The sequence below is a fragment of the Photorhabdus namnaonensis genome (genome assembly GCF_001684335.1).
Lineage (GTDB): Bacteria > Pseudomonadota > Gammaproteobacteria > Enterobacterales > Enterobacteriaceae > Photorhabdus > Photorhabdus namnaonensis.
The window spans coordinates 8,561-9,321 of sequence record NZ_LOIC01000085.1 but is presented as its reverse complement, the minus strand read 5'-3'; the positions used below and the strand labels follow the sequence as shown (position 1 = coordinate 9,321).

Sequence of the window (761 nt, the reverse complement as noted above, 5' to 3'; positions counted from 1 at the left end):
AGACCGTCAAAGGACAAACTGTCGATCCGGTGATACGCGTGGTGACCCCCGATACCCGCCTGCCGGATAACAGCCTGTATACCGTGCAACCGGGCAGTGACAGCCACTACCTGGTCGAGACCGACCCGAAATTTACCCAGTACAAACAGTGGCTGGGTTCGGACTATATGCGGCAACAATTAACGCACGACCCGGCGCGGGTCCACAAACGCCTGGGCGATGGGTTCTACGAACAGCGTCTGGTACGCGACCAGATTACCCAACTGACCGGCCGGCGCTATCTGCCCGGTTACAACAACGATGAAGCCCAGTTTAAGGCGTTGATGGATGCGGGTATCGCCTTTGGCCAACAGCAACAGTTAACGCCGGGTGTCGCCTTAAGTCCGGCGCAGATGGCGTTGCTGACCTCGGACATTATCTGGCTGACTAACCAGACGGTGACTTTGCCGGATGGCACGACTGAGGTAGTCACCGTGCCGCAGGTTTACGCCCGCGTCCGTCCGGGCGACCTGAGCGGTGACGGTGCCTTGCTGACCGGGAATAGCGTGGCGCTCAACAGTCAGGGCGATATCACCAACAGCGGCACGATTAGCGGGCGTGACGTCACCCAACTGACGGCCAACAATCTGACCAACAGCGGCTTTATTCGCGGCGGCAAAGTGGATTTGACGGCCCAACAGACGCTCGCCAACCGGGGCGGCCGGATTCAGGGGGATGACCGGGTGACGCTGAAAGGCCGGGATATCATCAGCGCATCGACC

Annotated in this window: 2 protein-coding genes; one reads left to right on the top strand and one right to left on the bottom strand. The window is 59.9% G+C overall.

What is annotated here, in order from left to right; translation table 11 throughout:
• Positions 1 to 179: 179 nt before the first annotated feature.
• Positions 180 to 356 carry a hypothetical protein gene (locus Phpb_RS27730; RefSeq protein WP_165603318.1) on the bottom strand — a complete coding sequence of 59 codons (177 nt, stop codon included), beginning with the start codon at positions 354 to 356 and terminating at the stop codon, positions 180 to 182.
• On the opposite strand from Phpb_RS27730, the gene Phpb_RS27725 reads away from it, so the two are divergent.
• On the top strand, positions 324 to 761 hold a 438-nt coding region (locus tag Phpb_RS27725), incomplete at its 3' end, for a hypothetical protein (RefSeq protein ID WP_338046876.1). The two genes, Phpb_RS27730 and Phpb_RS27725, sit on opposite strands and share 33 nt — an antisense overlap.